Here is an 18,307-nt window from a genome sequence, read left to right as displayed (position 1 = left end):
CCGGTCCCGGCCGGAGCGCGACTCGCGGGTTCCCAGGTCCTGCCGCGACCCTCGGCGGGCGGTGCCGCCCCGCGCGCCGGTCTCAGGCCCTCGCGAGGATCGCCCGTACGTCGACCCCGCGCGGCAGCGCCCCGTACTGCGAGCCTCCCTCCCGCCCGAGCCGAGAGCGCACGAACGCCTCCGCGACGGGTGCCGGCGAGAACCGCAGCAGCAGCGACGCTTGAAGCACGAGCGCCAGCCGCTCGGCGAGCACACGGGCGACGGATGCCGCGGCGTCCCGGTCCGAGCCCGCGACCTCGCCGACCAGTGCGACCGTCTCGGCGAGCGCCAGGTCGAACGCCGCGCTCGCGCCGGTCGCGACGCCGACCTCGTCGAAGAACGCCGCGAACGCATCGGGCTCCCGCTCGAGCACGCGCAGCACGTCGAGCGCGATGACGTTGCCCGACCCCTCCCAGATCGCGAGCAGCGGCTGCTCGCGATAGCGGCGCGCGAGCGGGAACGCCTCGGTGTACCCGTTGCCGCCGAGGCACTCAAGCGCCTCCGCGGCATGCCCGGGCCCGCGCTTGCAGATCTGGTACTTGGCGACCGCCGTCGCCAGCCGGCGGAACGCCTGCTGGCCCTCGTCCGCATCGTCGTCGTAGGCGCGCGCGAGGCGCATCGCGGTGACCGTCGCGGCCTCGGACTCGAGCGCCAGGTCGGCGACGACGGCGGCCATCGCCGGCTGGTCGACGAGCTTCGCGCCGAACGCCCTCCGGTGCCGCACGTGCCAGGCCGCCTCGGCCACGGCCTGGCGCATGCCCGCCGCAGTGCCGATCACGCAGTCCAGCCGGGTTCGCGTCACCATCTGCACGATCGTCGCGACCCCGCGCCCCTCCTCGCCGACGAGCCAGCCGCGGGTGTCGGCGAACTCGACCTCGCTCGACGCGTTCGACCGGTTGCCGAGCTTGTCCTTCAACCGCTGGATGCGGAACCCGTTGCGGTCGCCGTCGGGGAGCACGCGCGGCACGAGGAAGCAGCTGAGCCCCGCCGGCGCCTGGGCGAGCACGAGGAACGCGTCGCTCATCGGCGCGCTGCAGAACCACTTGTGCCCCGTGAGCGCGAACTCGTCGCCCCACTGCGAGCCTCGATCGCGCCGTTCGGCAAGGGTCGTGTTCGCCCGCACGTCGGAGCCGCCTTGCTTCTCGGTCATCGCCATGCCGACGAGCGCGCTCGCCTTGCCCGGCACGAGCGCCGGCTCGTACGCGCGGCTCAGGAGGCGCGGCCTCCAGGCGTCTCGGAGGCCGGGCGACGCATGCTCGAGCACCGGCACCGCGGCGTGCGTCATCGACACCGGGCACGCGTGCCCGGGCTCGACCTGCGCGAAGAGGAGGAAGGCCGCGGCCCGGTCGACGTTGGCCCCCGGGCCCGGATCGGCTGCGGCCGAGGTGTGCGCGCCCGCCGCGACCGCGGCCGAGAGGATGCGGTGGTACGCGTCGTCGTACTCGACCTCGTCGATGCGGCGCCCCCAGCGATCGAACGCGGTGAGCACCGGCGGGCGCACGTTCGCCAGCTCTGCGTCGCGCTGGAACGCGGCCGAGCCGACCGTGCGTCCGATCGCATGCAGGTCGGCGGATGCCGCGGCGGACCCGTCGGGCCCCCGACGCCCCCAACGGGCGACCGCCTCGACGAGCGGCGCGTGCTCGGCGTACTCGTCGACGTCGGTGCGGGGCGGAACCTGGTTGGCGACCTCTTGGGTGCTGATCATCTTCGACCTCCGCGCCCATTCTCGCCGACGGGGCAACGCGTGCATCCACCCGGTCGGTGGAGGCGGTTCGCGTCACTCGGTCGGCGGCACGCGGTCGGCGGCGGGGACTAGCGTTGGCGCATGGCCGAGACGAGTGCGGGGATCCTGCTGCATCGACGACGCGGCGCGGCATCCGACCCCCGCGACGTCGAGGTGCTGCTCGGCCACATGGGCGGGCCGTTCTGGCGCGGCCGAGACGAGGCGGCGTGGTCGATCCCGAAGGGCACCTTCACCGACGAGGCACCGCTCGAGGCCGCGAGGCGCGAGTTCGCCGAGGAGCTCGGCAGCCCGGCGCCCGAGGTCGCGTACATCGAGCTCGGGGTGTTCCGCTACACGTCGGGCAAGGCCGTGGTCGTGTTCGCCGGCGAGGCGGACTTCGACGCGACGGCGATCACGAGCAACACGTTCGAGCTCGAGTGGCCGCCGCGCTCGGGGCGGCGGCAGTCGTTCCCCGAGCTCGACGCCGCGGCCTGGGTGCCGATCGCCGATGCCCGTGCCCGGCTCGTGAAGGGGCAGCGGCCGGCGCTCGACGCCCTGCTGCAGCACCTCGGCTGACGCCGCCGCGATTCAGGCGCGATAGGCACGGAGGAACACGGCCGCACCGTGCTCGGCGCGGGCGATCGCAGCCTCGAGGCCCGCACCGTCGCCGTCGGCGGCCGGCTCGAAGAGCGCTCGGTCGAGCGACGGCCCGATGGCCAGGAACGCGAAGTGCTCGGCCGCGAGCTCGGCGTCGTCGACCCGCAGCAGGCCCCGGGCGGCGAGCGCGTCGAAGGCCGCGGCGATCGCGGTCATCACCCGGCCGGGCGCCCGCTCGTAGTACTCGCGGGCGAACTCGGGGAACCGCGAGGCCTCGCCGATGAGCAGGCGTCGGAGCGGCACCACGCGCCCGCCGAGCACCGAGGCCGCGAGCTCCCGCGCGAGCTCGCGGAGTGCCGGTTCGAGGTCTTGGGCATCTGCGGTCGTGGTCGCGACCTCGCGCGCGTACCGCTCGGCCGTGGCGATGGCCTCGCCGAGGATCGCGCGGAACAGCTGCTCCTTGTCGACGAAGACGTTGTACACCGTTCGCTTGGAGACGCCGGCCTCGGCCGCGATGTCGTCGACGCTCGTGCCGGGGAATCCGCGCTCGAGGAAGACCCGTTCCGCGGCGGCCATGATCAGAGCGCGCGACCTCGTGATGCGGGGGTCCTCGGAGCGCACGCGACCCGGGTTCGCATTCGCGACCGGGATCGCCACCTGGCTCGGCTCGGGGTTCAGTGACATGGAGGCTCCGATGCTTTTGCACTCATCCGTTTACTTCTGTACTGACAAGTGCAATACTACACGCATGAGGGCAGAATCGTCCTCGACATTCCGCAGAACCTCGGTGTCCCGCAGAACACAAGGAAGGCGAACACGATGTCCACCACCGCAGAATCCACGCGCCCGACCTTCGATCGCGGACGCGCCGTCACGAAATCCCTCCTCGGGTGGGGTGTCGTCGCGGGCCCCTTCTACCTCGTCGTCGGAGCGACCCAGGCCCTGCTCGTGCCGGGGTTCGACCTCTCGCAGCACGCGCTGAGCCTCCTGCTGCTCGGTCCGCTCGGCTGGATCCAGGCCGCCAACCTCGTGCTCAGCGGCCTCATGGTGCTCGCCGCGGCCGTCGGGTTCGCCCGGCTCCTGCCTGCGCCTCGCGGCACGTGGGCAGCCGTGCTCCTCGGCGTCTACGGCGTGAGCCTGTTCGCCGCCGCGCTCTTCCCGCCCGACCCGATGCACGGCTTCCCGGTGGGGTCGGCGGATGCCACGGCTGCATCGACGAGCGGCCTGCTGCACCTCGTGGCGGGCGCCGTCGGGTTCCTCAGCCTCGCCGTCGCGGCCGTCGTCGTCGGCGGATGGTTCCGCCGAGAGGACCGGCCCGGCCTCGCCGCGGCCTCGTGGATCGCCGCGGCCGTCGTCGTGCTCGGCTTCGTGGGCGGCGGTGCGCTCTCGACGACGTCGGCCGGCGTGGGGCTGCTCTGGCTCGCGGTCGTCGCGGGGTGGGCGTGGCTCGCCGTCGCGTCCCTCGCCGCGTACCGCATGGCGCCGAGGCCCGACTGCTGAACGGCACCGACGCCCGCGCGTTGCCGGCGCACCTGGCCCGAGCCGCGGCATCCGCTCGCCGACGGATGCCGTCGCGGCGTGGCATGCAGACGCATGGGTTGCGCTGGCAGCGATATCGGCCGCACGGGTGATGTCGGCGGTCCCTGGGAAGATGCAGAATATTGCGACGCCCTCCCGAACAGCACCAGGAGTGCGCGCACGCGGGCCATCGCCACCCGCTCACCTCTTCCTCTCGGAGAATCATGCTCGGAAAACTGCTCGTCCGATATCTGAAGCCATACAGCTGGTTGCTCGCAGGAGTCCTGGTCTTCCAGATCCTCTCCGCGATCGCGACCTTCAACCTGCCCGACCTCAACGCCGACATCATCAACAACGGCGTGGCCAAGGGCGACACCGCCTACATCTGGTCGACCGGCGGCGTCATGCTGCTGATCTCCCTCGGGCAGATCACCGCATCGATCATCGCCACCTACTTCGCCGCGAAGGCCGCCATGCGGGCGGGCCGCGACATCCGCAACGACGTGTTCGAGAAGGTCAGCGCGTTCTCCGAGCGAGAGGTGTCGAAGTTCGGCCCCGGCTCGCTCATCACGCGCAACACGAACGACGTGCAGCAGGTGCAGATGCTCGCCATGATGGGCGCCACCATGCTCGTCACGGCCCCGATCCTCGCGATCGGCGGCATCTGGTTCGCCCTCCAGCAGGACGTGGGCCTCGGCTGGATCATCGCGGTGGCCGTGCCGACGCTGCTCGTGATCGCGGTGCTCATCATCAGCCGCATGGTGCCGCTCTTCCGCAGCTACCAGCACAAGCTCGACAACGTGAACCTCATCATGCGCGAGCAGCTCACGGGCGTGCGCGTCGTGCGAGCGTTCGTGCGCGAGCCGATCGAAGAGGAGCGATTCCGCGGCGCGAACACCGACATCATGGTGGTCGGCCGCAAGGTCGGCTCGCTCTTCGTGCTGCTCTTCCCGCTCTTCATGCTCGTGCTGAACGTCACGATCGTGGGCGTCGTCTGGTTCGGCGCCTTCGCCGTCGACGCCGGCGATGTCGAGATCGGCACGCTGTTCGCCTTCATGCAGTACGTCATGCTCATCCTCACGGGCGTGCTCATGGCGAGCTTCATGACGATCATGATCCCGCGCGCCGCGGTCTCGGCCGATCGCATCGCCGAGGTGCTCGACAGCGAGTCGACCCTCGAGCGCCCCGCCGACCCGGTGCACGTGCTGCCCGAGCCCGGCGCGGTCGAGCTCGCGGATGTCTCGTTCACCTACCCCGGCGCCGAGCACCCCGTGCTCGACGGCATCTCGTTCCGGGCCGAGCCCGGCGAGACCGTCGCGATCGTCGGATCGACCGGTGCGGGCAAGACCACCCTCGTCTCGCTCATCCCCCGCCTCTTCGACGCGACCGGCGGCTCCGTGGCCGTCGGCGGCGTCGACGTGCGGCGGGCCGACCTCGACGTGCTCTGGAACTCGATCGGCCTCGTGCCGCAGCGTCCGTTCCTCTTCACCGGCACCGTCGCCTCGAACCTGCGGTTCGGTCGCGAGGAGGCCACCGACGAGGAGCTCTGGCACGCTCTCCAGATCGCGCAGGGCAAGGACTTCGTCGCCGAGATGGACGGCGGCCTGAACGCGCGCATCGCGCAGGGCGGCACCAACGTGTCGGGCGGCCAGCGCCAGCGGCTCGCGATCGCCAGGGCGATCGTGCACCGACCCGACATCCTCGTGTTCGACGACTCGTTCTCGGCACTCGACCTGACGACCGACGCCAACCTCAGGCACGCGCTGTGGCGCGAACTGCCCGACGTCACGAAGATCGTCGTCGCCCAGCGCATCTCCACGATCACCGACGCCGACCGCATCGTCGTGCTCGACGACGGGGCGATGGTCGGGGTCGGAACCCACGAGCAGTTGCTCGAGACCTCCGACACCTACCGAGAGATCGTCGAATCCCAGCTCGGAGCGGAGGCAGCCCGATGACCACCGAACCCAACACCACGATCTCCGAAGAGGAGCAGTACGAGCTCGAGCTCGCCGAGCAGGCCCGGGTGAACTCCGGCGACTGGGACAGCGTCGCACCGGGCAAGGCTGCGAACTTCGGCAAGAGCTTCAAGCGGCTCATCGGGCTGCTGAAGCCGCACGCCGTCGCCTTCACCTTCGTGTCGATGCTCGGCGCGGCCGGCGTCGTGCTCGCCGTCATCGCCCCGAAGGTGCTCGGCGAGGCCACGAACGTGCTGTTCGCCGGCGTCATCGGGTCGCAGCTGCCCGCGGGCACCACCACCGCGGAGGCCGTCGAGCAGTTGCGCGCCGCAGGCCAAGACGACCTCGCGAACATCGTGCAGACCGCGGGCGTCGTGCCCGGCGAGGGCGTCGACTTCGTCAAGCTCAGCCAGATCCTCATCCTGGTGCTGATGCTCTACGTGTTCTCGGCGTTCCTCACCTGGGTGCAGGGATACGTCGTCAACGTGATCATGGTGCGCACGATGTGGCGCCTGCGCGAAGACGTCGAGGCCAAGCTCAACCGCCTGCCGCTCAGCCACTTCGACAAGGTGCAGCGCGGCGAGCTCATCTCGCGCGTGACCAACGACATCGACAACATCACGCAGGCCATGCAGCAGTCGCTGTCCGGCGCCATCACCGCCGTGCTCACCGTCGTGGGCGTGCTCATCATGATGTTCTCGATCTCGTGGCAGCTCGCGCTCGTCGCGCTCGTGTCGCTGCCGCTCATGGGCGTGATCTTCGGCGTCATCGGGCCCAAGTCGCAGAAAGCCTTCGGCATCCAGTGGCGCAAGGTCGGCCGGCTGAACGCCCGCGTCGAGGAGTCCTTCTCGGGCCACGCGCTCGTCAAGGTCTTCGGCCGCGAGCAGGACGCCCACGAGAAGTTCAAGGCCGAGAACGAGGAGCTCTACCAGGCGTCGTTCAAGGCGCAGTTCCTCTCGGGCATCATCATGCCGGGCATGATGTTCATCGGAAACCTGACCTATGTCGGCATCGCGGTGCTCGGCGGGCTCATGGTCGCGAGCGGCCAGCTGCGTCTCGGCGACGTGCAGGCGTTCATCCAGTACTCGCAGCAGTTCACGCAGCCGCTCTCCGAGCTGGGCGGCATGGCCGCGGTCGTGCAGTCCGGCACCGCGTCGGCCGAGCGCGTCTTCGAACTGCTCGACGCCGACGAGCAGGAGCCCGACGCGGCCGACGCCCCGAAGCCGACCGACGGCGACGGCACCATCGAGTTCGACCACGTCTCGTTCTCGTACAACCCCGAGCACCCGCTCATCCGCGATCTGTCGTTCCGGGTCGAGCCCGGGCAGACGGTCGCGATCGTCGGGCCGACCGGTGCGGGCAAGACCACGCTGGTGAACCTCATCATGCGGTTCTACGAGCTCGACAGCGGGCGCATCCTGCTCAACGGCCAAGACGTCGCCGAGCTCAGCCGTCGCGACCTGCGCGCGAAGACCGGCATGGTGCTGCAGGACCCGTGGCTGTTCGCGGGCACGATCCGCGAGAACATCCGGTACGGCCGCGAGTCGGCGACCGACGACGAGATCCTCGAGGCCGCCCGCGCGACCTACGTCGATCGGTTCGTGCACTCCCTGCCCGACGGGTACGACACGAAGCTCGACGAAGAGGCGTCCAACGTCTCGGCCGGCGAGAAGCAGCTCATCACGATCGCCCGCGCGTTCGTCGCCCAGCCCTCGGTGCTGATCCTCGACGAGGCGACCTCGTCGGTCGATACCCGCACCGAGCTGCTGCTGCAGCACGCGATGGCGGCGCTCCGCGAGGGGCGCACGTCGTTCGTGATCGCGCACCGCCTCTCGACGATCCGCGACGCCGACCTCATCCTCGTGATGGAGCACGGCGACATCGTCGAGCAGGGCAGTCACGACGAGCTGATCGCCCGTGAGGGTGCGTACTGGCGCCTGTACAACTCGCAGTTCGAGCAGGCCGCGGCCGACCTCGACGCCGAGGCTGCCGCCCTCGCCGGCGGTGCCTCCGAGCAGGGCCCGAACCCGCTCGAGGAGCGGGTCGAGGCGGCCGCCGAAGCGCTCGAGCCCGAGCTCTGATCCCGGAGCACGCCGACACCGAGAGCCCGGGTGCGACATCTTCGGATGCCGCACCCGGGCTCTCGCGTTCCACCCGGGCGGCGGCCCCGCACGGACCGCTCGATCGCGCACGCACCCGGCGCTAGGCTGCGGCGTATGTCCGCAGACGAACCGCTGCTGCTCTGCTGCCTCCTCTGGGCGAAGCCGGGCCTCGAAACCGAGATGACCGCGTACGAGGATCGCGTGCTCGCACTGCTCGCGACCCACGGCGGCGAGGTGCTCGAGCGACTGCGCGGGTCGGGGCAGCACGGCACCCCGCACGAGGTGCAGTCGTACCGCTTCCCGTCGCAGGCCGCACTCGACGCTTACCTGGTCGATCCCGAGCGGGTCGCACTCGCTGGCGAGCGAGATCGCGTCGTCGTGCGCACCGAGCTCTTCCCGGTCGAACGGCTCGCGTCCGGAGCCTGAGTCGGCGCACCAGCGGGACCCCGGCCGCCGATCGCGCAGTCGATCGCACCCGCCGATTGCGCCCTCCGCGTGCCGAGCGACGAAGATGGAACGGTGACGACTCCCCTTCCGGCCATCAACACCCCGTCGTGGCGGCTGTGGCTGATCTGGGGCGTCGGCGTCGCCGCGTACATCGTCTCGATCACGAACCGCACGTCGCTCTCGGCCGTCGGCGTCGACGCCGCCGTCAGGTTCGACGCCGACGCATCCGTGCTGTCGCTGTTCGCGGTCGTGCAGCTCGCGGTCTACGCGACGATGCAGGTGCCCGTCGGGCTGCTCCTCGACCGGTTCGGCGCACGCCCGATCATCACGATGGGCATGGCGACCATGGCTGTGGGCCAGCTGGTCATGGCCTTCGCGCCGGATGTCGGCACGGCCCTCGTGGCCCGCGTGCTGCTCGGCGCGGGCGACGCGGCGATCTTCCCGAGCGTGCTGCGCGTGGTCGCGGTCTGGTTCCCGCCGAGGCAGGCGCCGTTCCTCGTGCAGATGACGGGCCTGCTCGGCCAGGCCGGGCAGCTCATCTCGATCGTGCCGCTCGCAGCGCTGCTGCACGCGACGAGCTGGTCGATCGCCTTCGGCAGCCTGGCGGGCCTCGGCGTGCTGTTCACCGTGCTGACCTTCGCCGTCATCCGCAACCGGCCGCCCGACCGCTCCGAGGACGTCTCGGTCGACACCGAGACGGGCGCGATCCAGATCGTGCGCTCGTCGGTCGACCTGCGCCAGGGCTTCAAGGAGTCGTGGGCGCACCCCGCGACCCGGCTCGCGTTCTGGTCGCACTTCACGACGCCGTTCTCGGGCACCGCGTTCATGCTGCTCTGGGGCTTCCCGTTCCTCACGGTCGGGCAGGGCCTGACGCCGCCGATGGCGTCGCTCGTCTTCAGCGTCTACGTCGTGTTCGGCATGGCCTCCGGACCGGTGATCGGTGCGCTCTCGAGCCGGCATCCCCAGCGCAGGTCACGGATGCTGGTGCTGCCCATCATCGGCCTGCAGGCGTTCGTGTGGCTCGTCGTGATCTTCTGGCCGGGGCAGGCGCCGCTCTGGCTGCTGTTCGTGCTCGCGTTCGCGATGAGCACCGGCGGCCCCGCCTCGATGATCGGCTTCGACCACGCCCGCACGTTCAACCCTGCGCACCGGCTCAGCACGGCGACGGGCATCGTGAACGTGGGCGGGTTCCTCGCGGCCCTGCTCGCGATCTTCTTCATCGGCCTCGCGATGGACCTGCAGGGCGCGGGATCCCCCTCCACGTACTCGCTCGACGCGTTCCGGGTCGCCTTCCTCACGCAGGTGCCGCTCTGGGTGCTCGGCTCGGCGTTCATCGTCATCGAGCGCCGACGCACGCGCGTGCACATCGGGCTCGACGAGCCCCGCCCGAAGCGCAGCCGACGCACCCGCAAGGGCATCGCCGCGGCGGGCGACTCGCCCGGCGACGACCTGCCGCTGGACTGACCTCCCGGTTCGGAGACGACGGATGCCGCATCGCAGGCCTGTCTCGCAGGCTCGTCGCGACGCGGCATCCGTCATGCTGGGAGTCGGATCAGGGTTGGTTGCCGCTCCCGGAGCCGCCGGGCCGCCCGGGCCCGCCGTGTCCACCGCCGCCGTGTCCGCCGCCGTGCCCGTGACCGCCGCCCTTCGCGGCCGTGGCCTCGAACGCCCGCTCGATCTCCTGGCTGAAGGTCGAGCCCGCGGCATCCGTCGCCGTCACGCGCAGGTCGACCCAGCCACCGGCGTCGGGCACCGACAGCTTCGCCGAGTACGCCGTGACGACATCGCGCCCCTCGGAGAACATGGGCGGGCCGTCTTGCGAGGGCTCATCGACGGTGGTGTCGGACGCGGTCTTCTCGAGCCTGACCTTGCTCCAGGCGCCGCCGTCGACCCGCATCTCGAGCGTCGCGCCGTTCACGGCTGCGATGCCGGATGCCTCCGCGATGTGCCCGAGCTCCAGCCCGAGCTCGACCGAGGCGCCCTTCTTGCGCCCGGCACCCACCTTGCCCGCGGCGTCGAGGTCGACGTCGTAGGAGGCCTGGAGCATGGGCAGCAGTTGCCGACTCGGGTCGGTCGCGGTTCCCGTCGAACGGAAGGTCCATTCGGTCGTGGTCGCCGTCGACGACGCGAGGTACGTGCCGTCGTGCGTCGCGGTGTTCACCACGCGCCATTCCGTCTCGCCGTCGGGAAGGTCCCACACGGTCGCACCCTGATACGGCGACGATGCGGCGAGCTCGCCGTCGATGTAGACCTCGGTGACCTGCGCGCGATCGGCCGCTCCGGAGTAGGTGTCGAACGCCCCGGTGTGCTCGGCGTTCGCCCCGTCGGCCCAGGACGGCACGTTGATCTGCGCGTAGTCGCCCGTGCGGTTCGGCGCCCAGTACCCCGGGCCGACGTACGGTCGCACGATCGCGCCGAAGTAGCCCGTCTCGACCTTCTGGCCCGGCTCGTAGGCGCGGCGGATGTCGCGCACCTGCCAACCCGCGTCGACGACCGTCGCGTCCTGGTACCACTCGACCTGATCGGTGCTCACCCACTCCGTGCGCTCGAGCCCGCGCGTGGTGCGCATCGGGAACCCGGACCCGTACTCGGTGCCCGGCACGAAGTCGTACCGGTACTCACCGACGAGGCCGGGGTCGCCGAAGTAGGTCGTGTCGATGCGAGCGAGCTTCTTCGGCCGGTAGGCGAGCTTCTCTGGCACCGAGCCGTCGCTGAAGCGGGCGACGTCCCAGATCTCGTCGGCGTCGACGATGCCGGCGCCGGTCACGCTGACCGGCTTCTTCGCGATCGCGTCGAGCACTCGGCGGCCCTGCACGCCGCTGATCGAGGCCACCGGGATCGGCGTGTTCGCGGTGTAGTCGTCGGAACCGACCCACTCGCTCAACTCGCCGTCGCCGTCGTTGACGGTCAGCAGCAGTGCTGCACCCGCGTCGACCGCGTTCGCCGAGCGCACGGGCGCCGGAACCGTGTCGGAACGGGTCACGACCGCGACCTTGCCCCGCACGTCGACCGCGGCGAACTCCTCGGCGCTGCCGAACCCGACATCGACCGCGCCGGCTCGGATGCGCCCGTCGAGCAGCGTCGAGCCCGCCTGCGCGATGAGGTCGAGCTGTTCCCGGCCCGCGGTGAGCGACAGGGTCGGCTCCTGCAGGCGCCAACGCGTCGTGAACGCGAAGCTCTCCGCCTCGGGCGCGGTCATCGGCTGCGCGTACAGCTCGTCGACCCAGACCGGGGCGAGCGCGCTGCCGCTGAAACCGTCCACCGTGTAGTCCATGCGGCGCACCGTGGACTCGAGGCCACGCTCGCCGACGTCGACCGTCACGGGCTTCGCCTTGCGGGCGTCGAACGCGACCGTGGCCGCACCGTCGAGCACGACGTCGGGGTCGCCGACCAGCGCGATGGCCTGGGTGTCCGCGTCGCGGGCGACGTCCATGAACGACATGACCGAGTAGAGTCCGGCGGGCAGGCGCAGGGTGGTCTCCCCCGGTACGCCGAACGGCGCGTACCAACCGGTCGCGGCGTTCCAGATCCAGCCGGAGGTCTCGAGCGGTTCGCCGTCGAAGTCGGTCGCCGTGACGGTGAGGTCATAGCGCTCGGCTTCGGCGATGATGCCGAGCGGCGTGCGGGCGACCGACTCTCCGTCGACGGTCGCCGTGAGCGCTCCGGAGAGCTGCACGCCCGCCGGGACCTTCGAGGGATCCGCGGTCAGCACGACCGAGCGCGTCTCGCCCGCAGGGACCGTGAGCGAGTCGACGTCCATGGCGAGCACGTCGGATGCCTCGGCGGCGCGCATCGGCTCGATGCCGCCTCCCGTGCCGGGCGTCGTGTCGACGAGGGTCGCCGTCAGGTCGATCGCGACCTCGGCGTCGCCGCGGTTGGCGTACTCGATGGAGCGGGTGGCCGGCGTCGGGTCCTCGCCCCACGAGAGCATGCCGAAGTCGCCCGATCCTGAGGCCACGACGTCGGCGGTGATCGCCGCTGCGACGTCGACCACGCCCGCGCCGACCTGATAGGGCGTGAGCCCGACATCCGTCGCGGTGCTCGTGAGCGCTGCACGCAGCTGCGCACCCGTGTACTCCGGATGCTGCTGCTTCACGATCGCGGCGGCGCCCGCGACGTGCGGGGTGGCCATCGACGTGCCGCTCATGCCGATGTACGACCCCTCGCCGGGGCTGTCGGCGGATCGCGCGGCCGTCACGTCGTTGCCGGGACCGGCCAGATCGGGCTTCAGCGCGCCGGAGCGCACGAGCGGCCCCTGGCTCGAGAACCACGAGAGCGCCCCGGTGGGGTCGTCGACGGACCCGATCGTGAGCGCGCTCGAGGCCGAGCCGGGCGAGCCGATCGTCTCGGGCGACGACGAGTTGCCCGCGGCGACGATGAACAGGGCGTCGGTCTCGGCCGAGATCTCGTTCAGCGCCTGCGACATGAGGTCGGTGCCGTCGTCGCCGTACTGGGTGCCGAGGCTCATCGAGACGATGTCGGCGCGCTGGGCCGCCCACTCCATGGCCGAGATGATCCACGAGTCCTGACCCTCGCCGGCGGCGCTCAGGACCTTGCCGACCAGCAGGTCCGCCCCGTCGGCGACGCCCCGGTGGGTGCCGCCGCTCGCCGCGCCGGTGCCCGCGATCGTCGATGCGACGTGCGTGCCGTGTCCGTTGGGGTCGTCGGCCACGGACTCGTCGGGCACGAAGCTCGTCGACTCGGCGAGCACGCGGCCCGCGAGGTCGGGGTGCGTGTCGTCGTATCCGGTGTCGAGCACGGCGACGGTGACGCCGTCGCCCGTGTAACCGGCGGCCCAGGCTTCGGGCGCACCGATGTACGGCACGCTCGAGTCGAGGGTGGCCTGCACCTTGCCGTCGAGGTGGATCGCCGCGATGCCCCCGCCGAGGCGCACCGGCGCGGCGGCCGAGAAGGCACGGGCGTCGGAGGCCGCGGCATCCGTCAGCGCAGCCCACGTCGCTTCGGCGTCGGCGTGCGTCGCGGTCGCCGCGGCTCCGCCGATGCTCGCGAGCGGCTCACCAACGTCGACGCCGGGCACGGGGGCCGAGAAGCCGCGTGCCGTCGGCGCGTCGTCGAGCTCGAGGATCACCGGGGTCGCGTCGACCGAGTCGTCGTCGTAGCCGAACTCGATGAGCCGGGAGACGTTGAACAGGTCTTCATCGACGACGTCGGCCGTGACGAACGGCATCGCCGACTTCGGCAGCACGTGCAGTTCGCCGGCGACCTCGACGGTCTGGAACGCCTCGCCCGGGTCGACGGGGTCGATCTCGACCGCGTGCCCGCCGCCGGCGACCTCGGTCACGGTCACGCGGTCGCCCGTGATGAGGGTGACGGTGTGCGAACCGAGCGCCCCGCTCGAGGCGCCGGACGGCGGACCGCCGGGATCCGCCGGGTCGGCGCCCGCCGGGAGTGCGGCGGCCCCGACTCCGGCGAGGCCGATCGCGAGGCCGCTGATGGCGGCGGCGATCGATCGACGGCGGGCTGCGGATGGTCTCTGGCTTCGTGGCATTAGGGATACCTCTCACGCGTTCGAACTGGCTTGCCAAGCAACCTCCCACACCGCGTTGGCTAGGGTGGTGGCGGAGAGATGCCATGGCTTCGATCCGCCACGACGGCGGTCGACGCGACCAGGAACGGAAGGCGCCGGTGCTCGACGCGATCGGACTGGACGACGAGCACACCGGCCTGTACCGGTTGATCCTGCAGGCGCCGTCCGCGAGCGTCGACGAGCTCGCCGCATCCGCCGCGAAGTCCACCGCCGAGGTGCGCGCGATCGTGGCCGAGCTCGAGCGGCTCGGGTTGCTCGCCCGGCAGGCGTCCGCGCCAGACCGGGTGGTGGCCTCACCGCCGTCGCTGGCCCTGCAGCCGATGCTGCTCGACCGGGAGCGGCGGCTCACGCAGGCCCACGAGGCGCTCGTGCAGCTGAGCGAGATCTACCGCCGCGGTGCCGCGCAACGGGATGCCCCCGATGTCGTCGACGTGGTGCTCGGGGCGGGGGCGGTGCGACAGCGGTTCGCGCAGTTGCAGGCGTCGGCGACCCGCGAGGTCAGGGTGTTCGTGCTGAGCGACATCGCCTTCCTCGACGCCGACGAGAACGAGGCCGAAGATGCGGCGCTCGAACGCGGTGTGGCCTATCGGGTCATCGTCGAGAAGGCGGTGCTCGAGCGACCTGGCTTCATCGACTCGGCCCGCGAGGCGGCCGCGTACGGCGAGGAGATCCGCGTGCTGCCGACCCTGCCGACGCGGCTGATCATCGCCGATGACGACGTGGCGATGCTGCCCATGCACTCGCATGGCGAAGAGCGATCGTCCGGGGCGCTGCTCGTGCATCCGAGCGGCCTGCTCGACCTCATGATCGCGACGTTCGAGGGGCATTGGAGGACCGCGACCGAGTTCATCACCGCCGGAGACCTGCCCGGCGCGCACGACGCGGTCGACCGCGACCTGCTGAAGCTGCTCCTGCTCGGGCTCACCGATGCCGCCGCGGGCGGGCAGCTCGGCATCTCGGTGCGCACCGTGCAACGGCGAGTGGCCGAGCTCATGGAGACGGCCGGGGTGACCACCCGGCTGCAGCTCGGCGCCGAGGCCGTGCGACGGTCGTGGGTCTAGGCACGCAGCAGGTCGAACGGGTCGCGAGCTCGTCCTCCGCAGACGGCGGATGCCGCGTCGAGACGTGTCGACGCGGCATCCGCGGTCCGTCGGGCGGGTCGAGGCGCTTCCGCTCCTCGACCGGCAGGCCGGCTCAGGCCTTCGGGTAGGTGTAGAACCCCTCGCCCGTGGCGACGCCGAGCTTGCCCTGGTCGATGTAGCGCTCCTTGATGAGGTCGGCGAACGCCTGCTGCTTCGGGCCGCCGGCCTTCGAGATGTTGTAGGCGGTCGTGAGTCCGACGATGTCGTAGATCTGGAACGGGCCCATGGGCGCGCCCGTGCCGATGCGCCAGGTCTTGTCGATGGCGTCGGGCTCGGCGATGCCGTCGACGAGCAGCTCGCCCGCGGCCGAGAGGAACGGCACGAGCAGCGAGTTCAGCAGGTAGCCGGCCTTCTCCTTCTTGATCTCGATCGGGACCATGCCGATCTTGCCGGCGAAGTCGGCGACCGTGGCGTAGACGGCTGGGTCGGTGGCCTCGGTGCCCATGACCTCGGCGGTGTTGTGCGCCCAGACGCGGTTGGCGAAGTGCAGGGCGAGGAACCGGTCGGCGCGACCGGTGAACGGCGCGAGGTCGCTCGGCAGCAGGGTCGACGAGTTCGTGGCGAAGATCGTGCGCTCGGGGGCGAGCGTCGCGAGCTGCTCGTACGTCGACTGCTTGAGGGCGAGCTGCTCGGGGATCGCCTCGATGACGAGGTCGGCGTTCGCGACGGCCTCGCCGAGGTCGGCCGAGTAGGTGATGCGGGCGAGCGCCGCCTGGGCGCCGTCGACGGCGCCGGCGACGCCCTCGCGCACGTAGGTCTCGGCGAGCCCGGCGAAGCGCTGCTTCGCGGTCTCGAGCGCGGCGTCGCTGATGTCGTAGGCGACGACGTCGAATCCGCTGAACGCGGTCTGGTAGGCGATCTGCGAGCCGAGCACTCCGGTGCCCAGCACGGTGACGTTCGCGATGGCGGTCATTGCTGTTCCTTCTCTTCGGGTGTCCCTTGTGGGGCGTTCTCCGGCGACCCGTCGGGGTCGTCGATCGGATGCCGCGGGCGGGTCTCGCTCGCTCGTCCGACGTTGAATCGCTGCAGGTCGCGGGCGAAGCGGGCGACCTCGGCGTCGCTCCATCCGTCGAGCTGCGAGCTGACGATGCCGTGCAGGATGCCGATGGCCTCGTCGTATGCGGCGCGGCCAGTCTCGGTGAGCTCGAGGGGGCGGCCTCGGCCCGCGGCGTCCGTCGATTCGCGCACGACGCCGAGCGCCATGAGGCCGGCGAGCTGCCGGGAGACGGTTGAGCGGTTGAGGCGGTAGGCCTGCGCGATGTCGACCGAGCGGCAGCCGGGGTGGTCGACGATGAAGCCGAGGATCGACTGGTCGGTCATGCTCAGGCTGAGGTTCGCGGTGCGCGCGTCGGCGACGCCGCGGCGGCTGATGACGATGAGCGCGCCGAGGATGTCGGCGGTCGCGGTCTCGCGCGGTGACCCGGTCATGTCCGCCTCCTGCGTGTGCTCGAACTGCTGTTGCTTATGACAACGCTACGTCGGCGTGTTGCATTCCGCAACACAAAAAAAACAGCACGAGCGACGGGTGCGTCGGCGACCCGCGAACATCGCGAATGACCCGCAGCACACAGGCGATGGTCATTCCGCCGTGATAGTAAAGAAACCTGCCGAACCCGCGTCATGATTCGCGGATTCGTGCGTCTCTCGAAGTGAAGGCGATCTCGCACCGAGCTCGCCGCTCGCGGAGCACGAAGGTGCTCCACCGCGATGGCCGTGCGGCTGCACGGAGACCCCCGTCGCGGCGTACCGCCCCGACCCGAACGGAGTACCACGTGCCCACGCCCGCGCCCCGACGCACCCGCCTGCGCAGGAACCTCAGCCTGCTCGCGATCACCGGCCTCGCCGCGACCGGCGCCGCCGCGCTGACCGTCGCCGGAGCCGCCGCGCCCGCGACGGCCGCGACCGGCTCGCCATCGGCGACCTGCCCGCCTTCGGGCGAGATGCCTCCGCTCGGCCACCTGCCCGTCTTCACCGACTCGAACGTGGCCGTCTTCGCCGGCGGCGACTACCGCGTCGAGGGCGGCGCAGCCGAGTCCGAGGGCCTGCTGCTCGTCACCGGCGATGCGACCTTCGCGAAAGCCGGCGGCGGCGTGTTCAACGTCGGCTCCGCCGGCTACGGTTCGGGCATCACGCCCGCGGGGGGCACGCAGATGCTCGCCGTCGGCGGCGACCTCTCGACCGCGAACGGCACGCAGGTGCACGTCGGCGCGAACCTCGCCGGCGGCGGCAACGTCGACGTCGGCGGCTCGATCGCCTCGGGCACGACGTTCGACCTCTTCGGCGGGACCGCCGTCGATGAGCTCGGCGCGGCGGCCGCCATGGCCCCCAACGCCGGTTTCGCCACGGTGCTCGATGATGCCTCCGACGACCTCGCCGGCCTCGCCCCCACCGACATGACCAGCACGAGCGGCAACCAGGTGCACTTCGCGAGCAGCGCCGACCGCGACCTCTACGTCTTCACGATCCCTGCCGCGACGCTCGGCTCGAAGCCCGAGATCGTGTTCGACCTCGCCTCCGACACCGCACCCGTGCTCATCAATGTCACCGGCTCGAGCCTGAGCTGGGCGCCGAACTACTTCGCCGACGGCGGCGTGCGGTTCGACGGCCCCTCGAGCGCGGAGTTCGGCGCCTGGGCCTCGCGCATCGCGTGGAACCTGCCCGACGCGACCACGCTCTCGCTCGGCACGAACGGCCAGCTGCTCGGATCGGTGCTCGCTCCCGGGGCCGACGCGAACGTCACGACCTCGACGAACGGGCGACTCCTCGTGGGCGGCGACCTCACCGTGAGCGGCAGCGGTGTCGAGCACCACAACTACCCGTGGACGGGGCACGCCGACCTCGACTGCACGCCCGAGCCCGGCGAGCCGACCGACCCGACCGACCCCGTCGACCCGACGGACCCGACCGACCCGACCGACCCGATCGACCCCACGGACCCGGTCGACCCGACCGATCCGGTCGACCCGACGGATCCCACCGACCCCGAGACCACGCCGACGCCCGACCCCGTCGAGCCCGGAACCGACCCGAGCCCGACCGAGCGACCCGGCGTTCCCCTCGCGAACACCGGCGGTTCGGATGAAGCCGGGCACGGCCTCGCCTCGACCGGCGTCGACGCGCTCCCCCTCGCCATCGGCGCTGGTGCGCTCGTCGCGGCCGCCGGAACCCTGCTCGTGATCGCGCGCCGCCGCCGCGCCTGATCGGCTCGCGCCTCGACGGATGCCCCGGGCTTC

Annotated in this window: 13 protein-coding genes; 8 read left to right on the top strand and 5 right to left on the bottom strand. The window is 71.3% G+C overall.

Features of this window, described 5'->3' with window-relative positions; all coding sequences use genetic code 11:
* Positions 1–82 precede the first annotated feature (82 nt).
* Entirely contained in the window at positions 83–1,744 is a 1,662-nt protein-coding gene (locus tag BM342_RS14275; RefSeq protein ID WP_092967342.1) for an acyl-CoA dehydrogenase family protein, read from the bottom strand.
* A gap of 120 nt (positions 1,745–1,864) precedes the next feature.
* Here BM342_RS14275 and BM342_RS14270 point away from each other — a divergent pair, with 120 nt between their 5' ends.
* Positions 1,865–2,338: an NUDIX hydrolase gene (locus tag BM342_RS14270; RefSeq protein ID WP_092967340.1), complete on the top strand. Its 474-nt coding sequence runs from the start codon at positions 1,865–1,867 to the stop codon at positions 2,336–2,338.
* Between the two features lie 12 nt (positions 2,339–2,350).
* Here the strand turns inward: BM342_RS14270 and BM342_RS14265 are convergent, their stop codons facing one another.
* A complete protein-coding gene (locus BM342_RS14265) occupies positions 2,351–3,043 on the bottom strand; it encodes a TetR/AcrR family transcriptional regulator (RefSeq protein WP_092967338.1) in 693 nt (230 codons plus the stop codon).
* Between the two features lie 135 nt (positions 3,044–3,178).
* On the opposite strand from BM342_RS14265, the gene BM342_RS14260 reads away from it, so the two are divergent.
* From BM342_RS14260 to BM342_RS14240, 5 genes are all read left to right on the top strand, one after another.
* Entirely contained in the window at positions 3,179–3,859 is a 681-nt protein-coding gene (locus BM342_RS14260; RefSeq protein ID WP_092967336.1) for a DUF998 domain-containing protein, read from the top strand.
* Positions 3,860–4,101: 242 nt separating this feature from the next.
* Positions 4,102–5,835 carry an ABC transporter ATP-binding protein gene (locus tag BM342_RS14255; RefSeq protein WP_092967334.1) on the top strand — a complete coding sequence of 578 codons (1,734 nt, stop codon included), beginning with the start codon at positions 4,102–4,104 and terminating at the stop codon, positions 5,833–5,835.
* The gene (locus BM342_RS14250) at positions 5,832–7,916 is read left to right on the top strand and encodes an ABC transporter ATP-binding protein (RefSeq protein WP_092967332.1); all 2,085 of its coding nucleotides are present in this window, start codon (positions 5,832–5,834) and stop codon (positions 7,914–7,916) included. Before BM342_RS14255 ends, BM342_RS14250 begins: the two co-directional genes overlap by 4 nt.
* Positions 7,917–8,051: 135 nt before the next feature.
* A complete protein-coding gene (locus tag BM342_RS14245; protein ID WP_092967330.1) occupies positions 8,052–8,363 on the top strand; it encodes a hypothetical protein in 312 nt (103 codons plus the stop codon).
* A gap of 93 nt (positions 8,364–8,456) precedes the next feature.
* Positions 8,457–9,848 (top strand): MFS transporter, encoded by a 1,392-nt coding sequence (locus BM342_RS14240; RefSeq protein ID WP_255368819.1) that lies wholly within the window; start codon positions 8,457–8,459, stop codon positions 9,846–9,848.
* Positions 9,849–9,936: 88 nt separating this feature from the next.
* Here the strand turns inward: BM342_RS14240 and BM342_RS14235 are convergent, their stop codons facing one another.
* On the bottom strand, positions 9,937–13,893 hold the full coding sequence (locus BM342_RS14235) for a S8 family peptidase (protein ID WP_092967328.1): 3,957 nt from the start codon (positions 13,891–13,893) through the stop codon (positions 9,937–9,939).
* An 83-nt stretch (positions 13,894–13,976) separates the two neighbouring features.
* Here BM342_RS14235 and BM342_RS14230 point away from each other — a divergent pair, with 83 nt between their 5' ends.
* Entirely contained in the window at positions 13,977–14,993 is a 1,017-nt protein-coding gene (locus BM342_RS14230) for a transcriptional regulator TrmB (RefSeq protein ID WP_255368818.1), read from the top strand.
* A 133-nt stretch (positions 14,994–15,126) separates the two neighbouring features.
* On the opposite strand, the gene BM342_RS14225 is transcribed toward BM342_RS14230, so the two are convergent.
* Both BM342_RS14225 and BM342_RS14220 read right to left on the bottom strand, forming a co-directional pair.
* Positions 15,127–15,987, bottom strand: a complete 861-nt coding sequence (locus BM342_RS14225; protein WP_092967326.1) for a 3-hydroxyacyl-CoA dehydrogenase — start codon at positions 15,985–15,987, stop codon at positions 15,127–15,129.
* Complete coding sequence (locus tag BM342_RS14220; RefSeq protein ID WP_092967324.1) at positions 15,984–16,502, bottom strand: MarR family winged helix-turn-helix transcriptional regulator; 519 nt, start codon at positions 16,500–16,502, stop codon at positions 15,984–15,986. Before BM342_RS14220 ends, BM342_RS14225 begins: the two co-directional genes overlap by 4 nt.
* A gap of 344 nt (positions 16,503–16,846) precedes the next feature.
* Between BM342_RS14220 and BM342_RS14215 the strand changes: the two genes are divergently transcribed.
* Entirely contained in the window at positions 16,847–18,274 is a 1,428-nt protein-coding gene (locus BM342_RS14215; RefSeq protein WP_092967322.1) for a choice-of-anchor A family protein, read from the top strand.
* Positions 18,275–18,307 lie beyond the last annotated feature (33 nt).

This window comes from Agromyces sp. CF514 (genome assembly GCF_900113185.1).
Lineage (GTDB): Bacteria > Actinomycetota > Actinomycetes > Actinomycetales > Microbacteriaceae > Agromyces.
The sequence above is the reverse complement of the archived record's forward strand: the minus strand, read 5'-3'. Positions and strand labels throughout refer to the sequence as shown.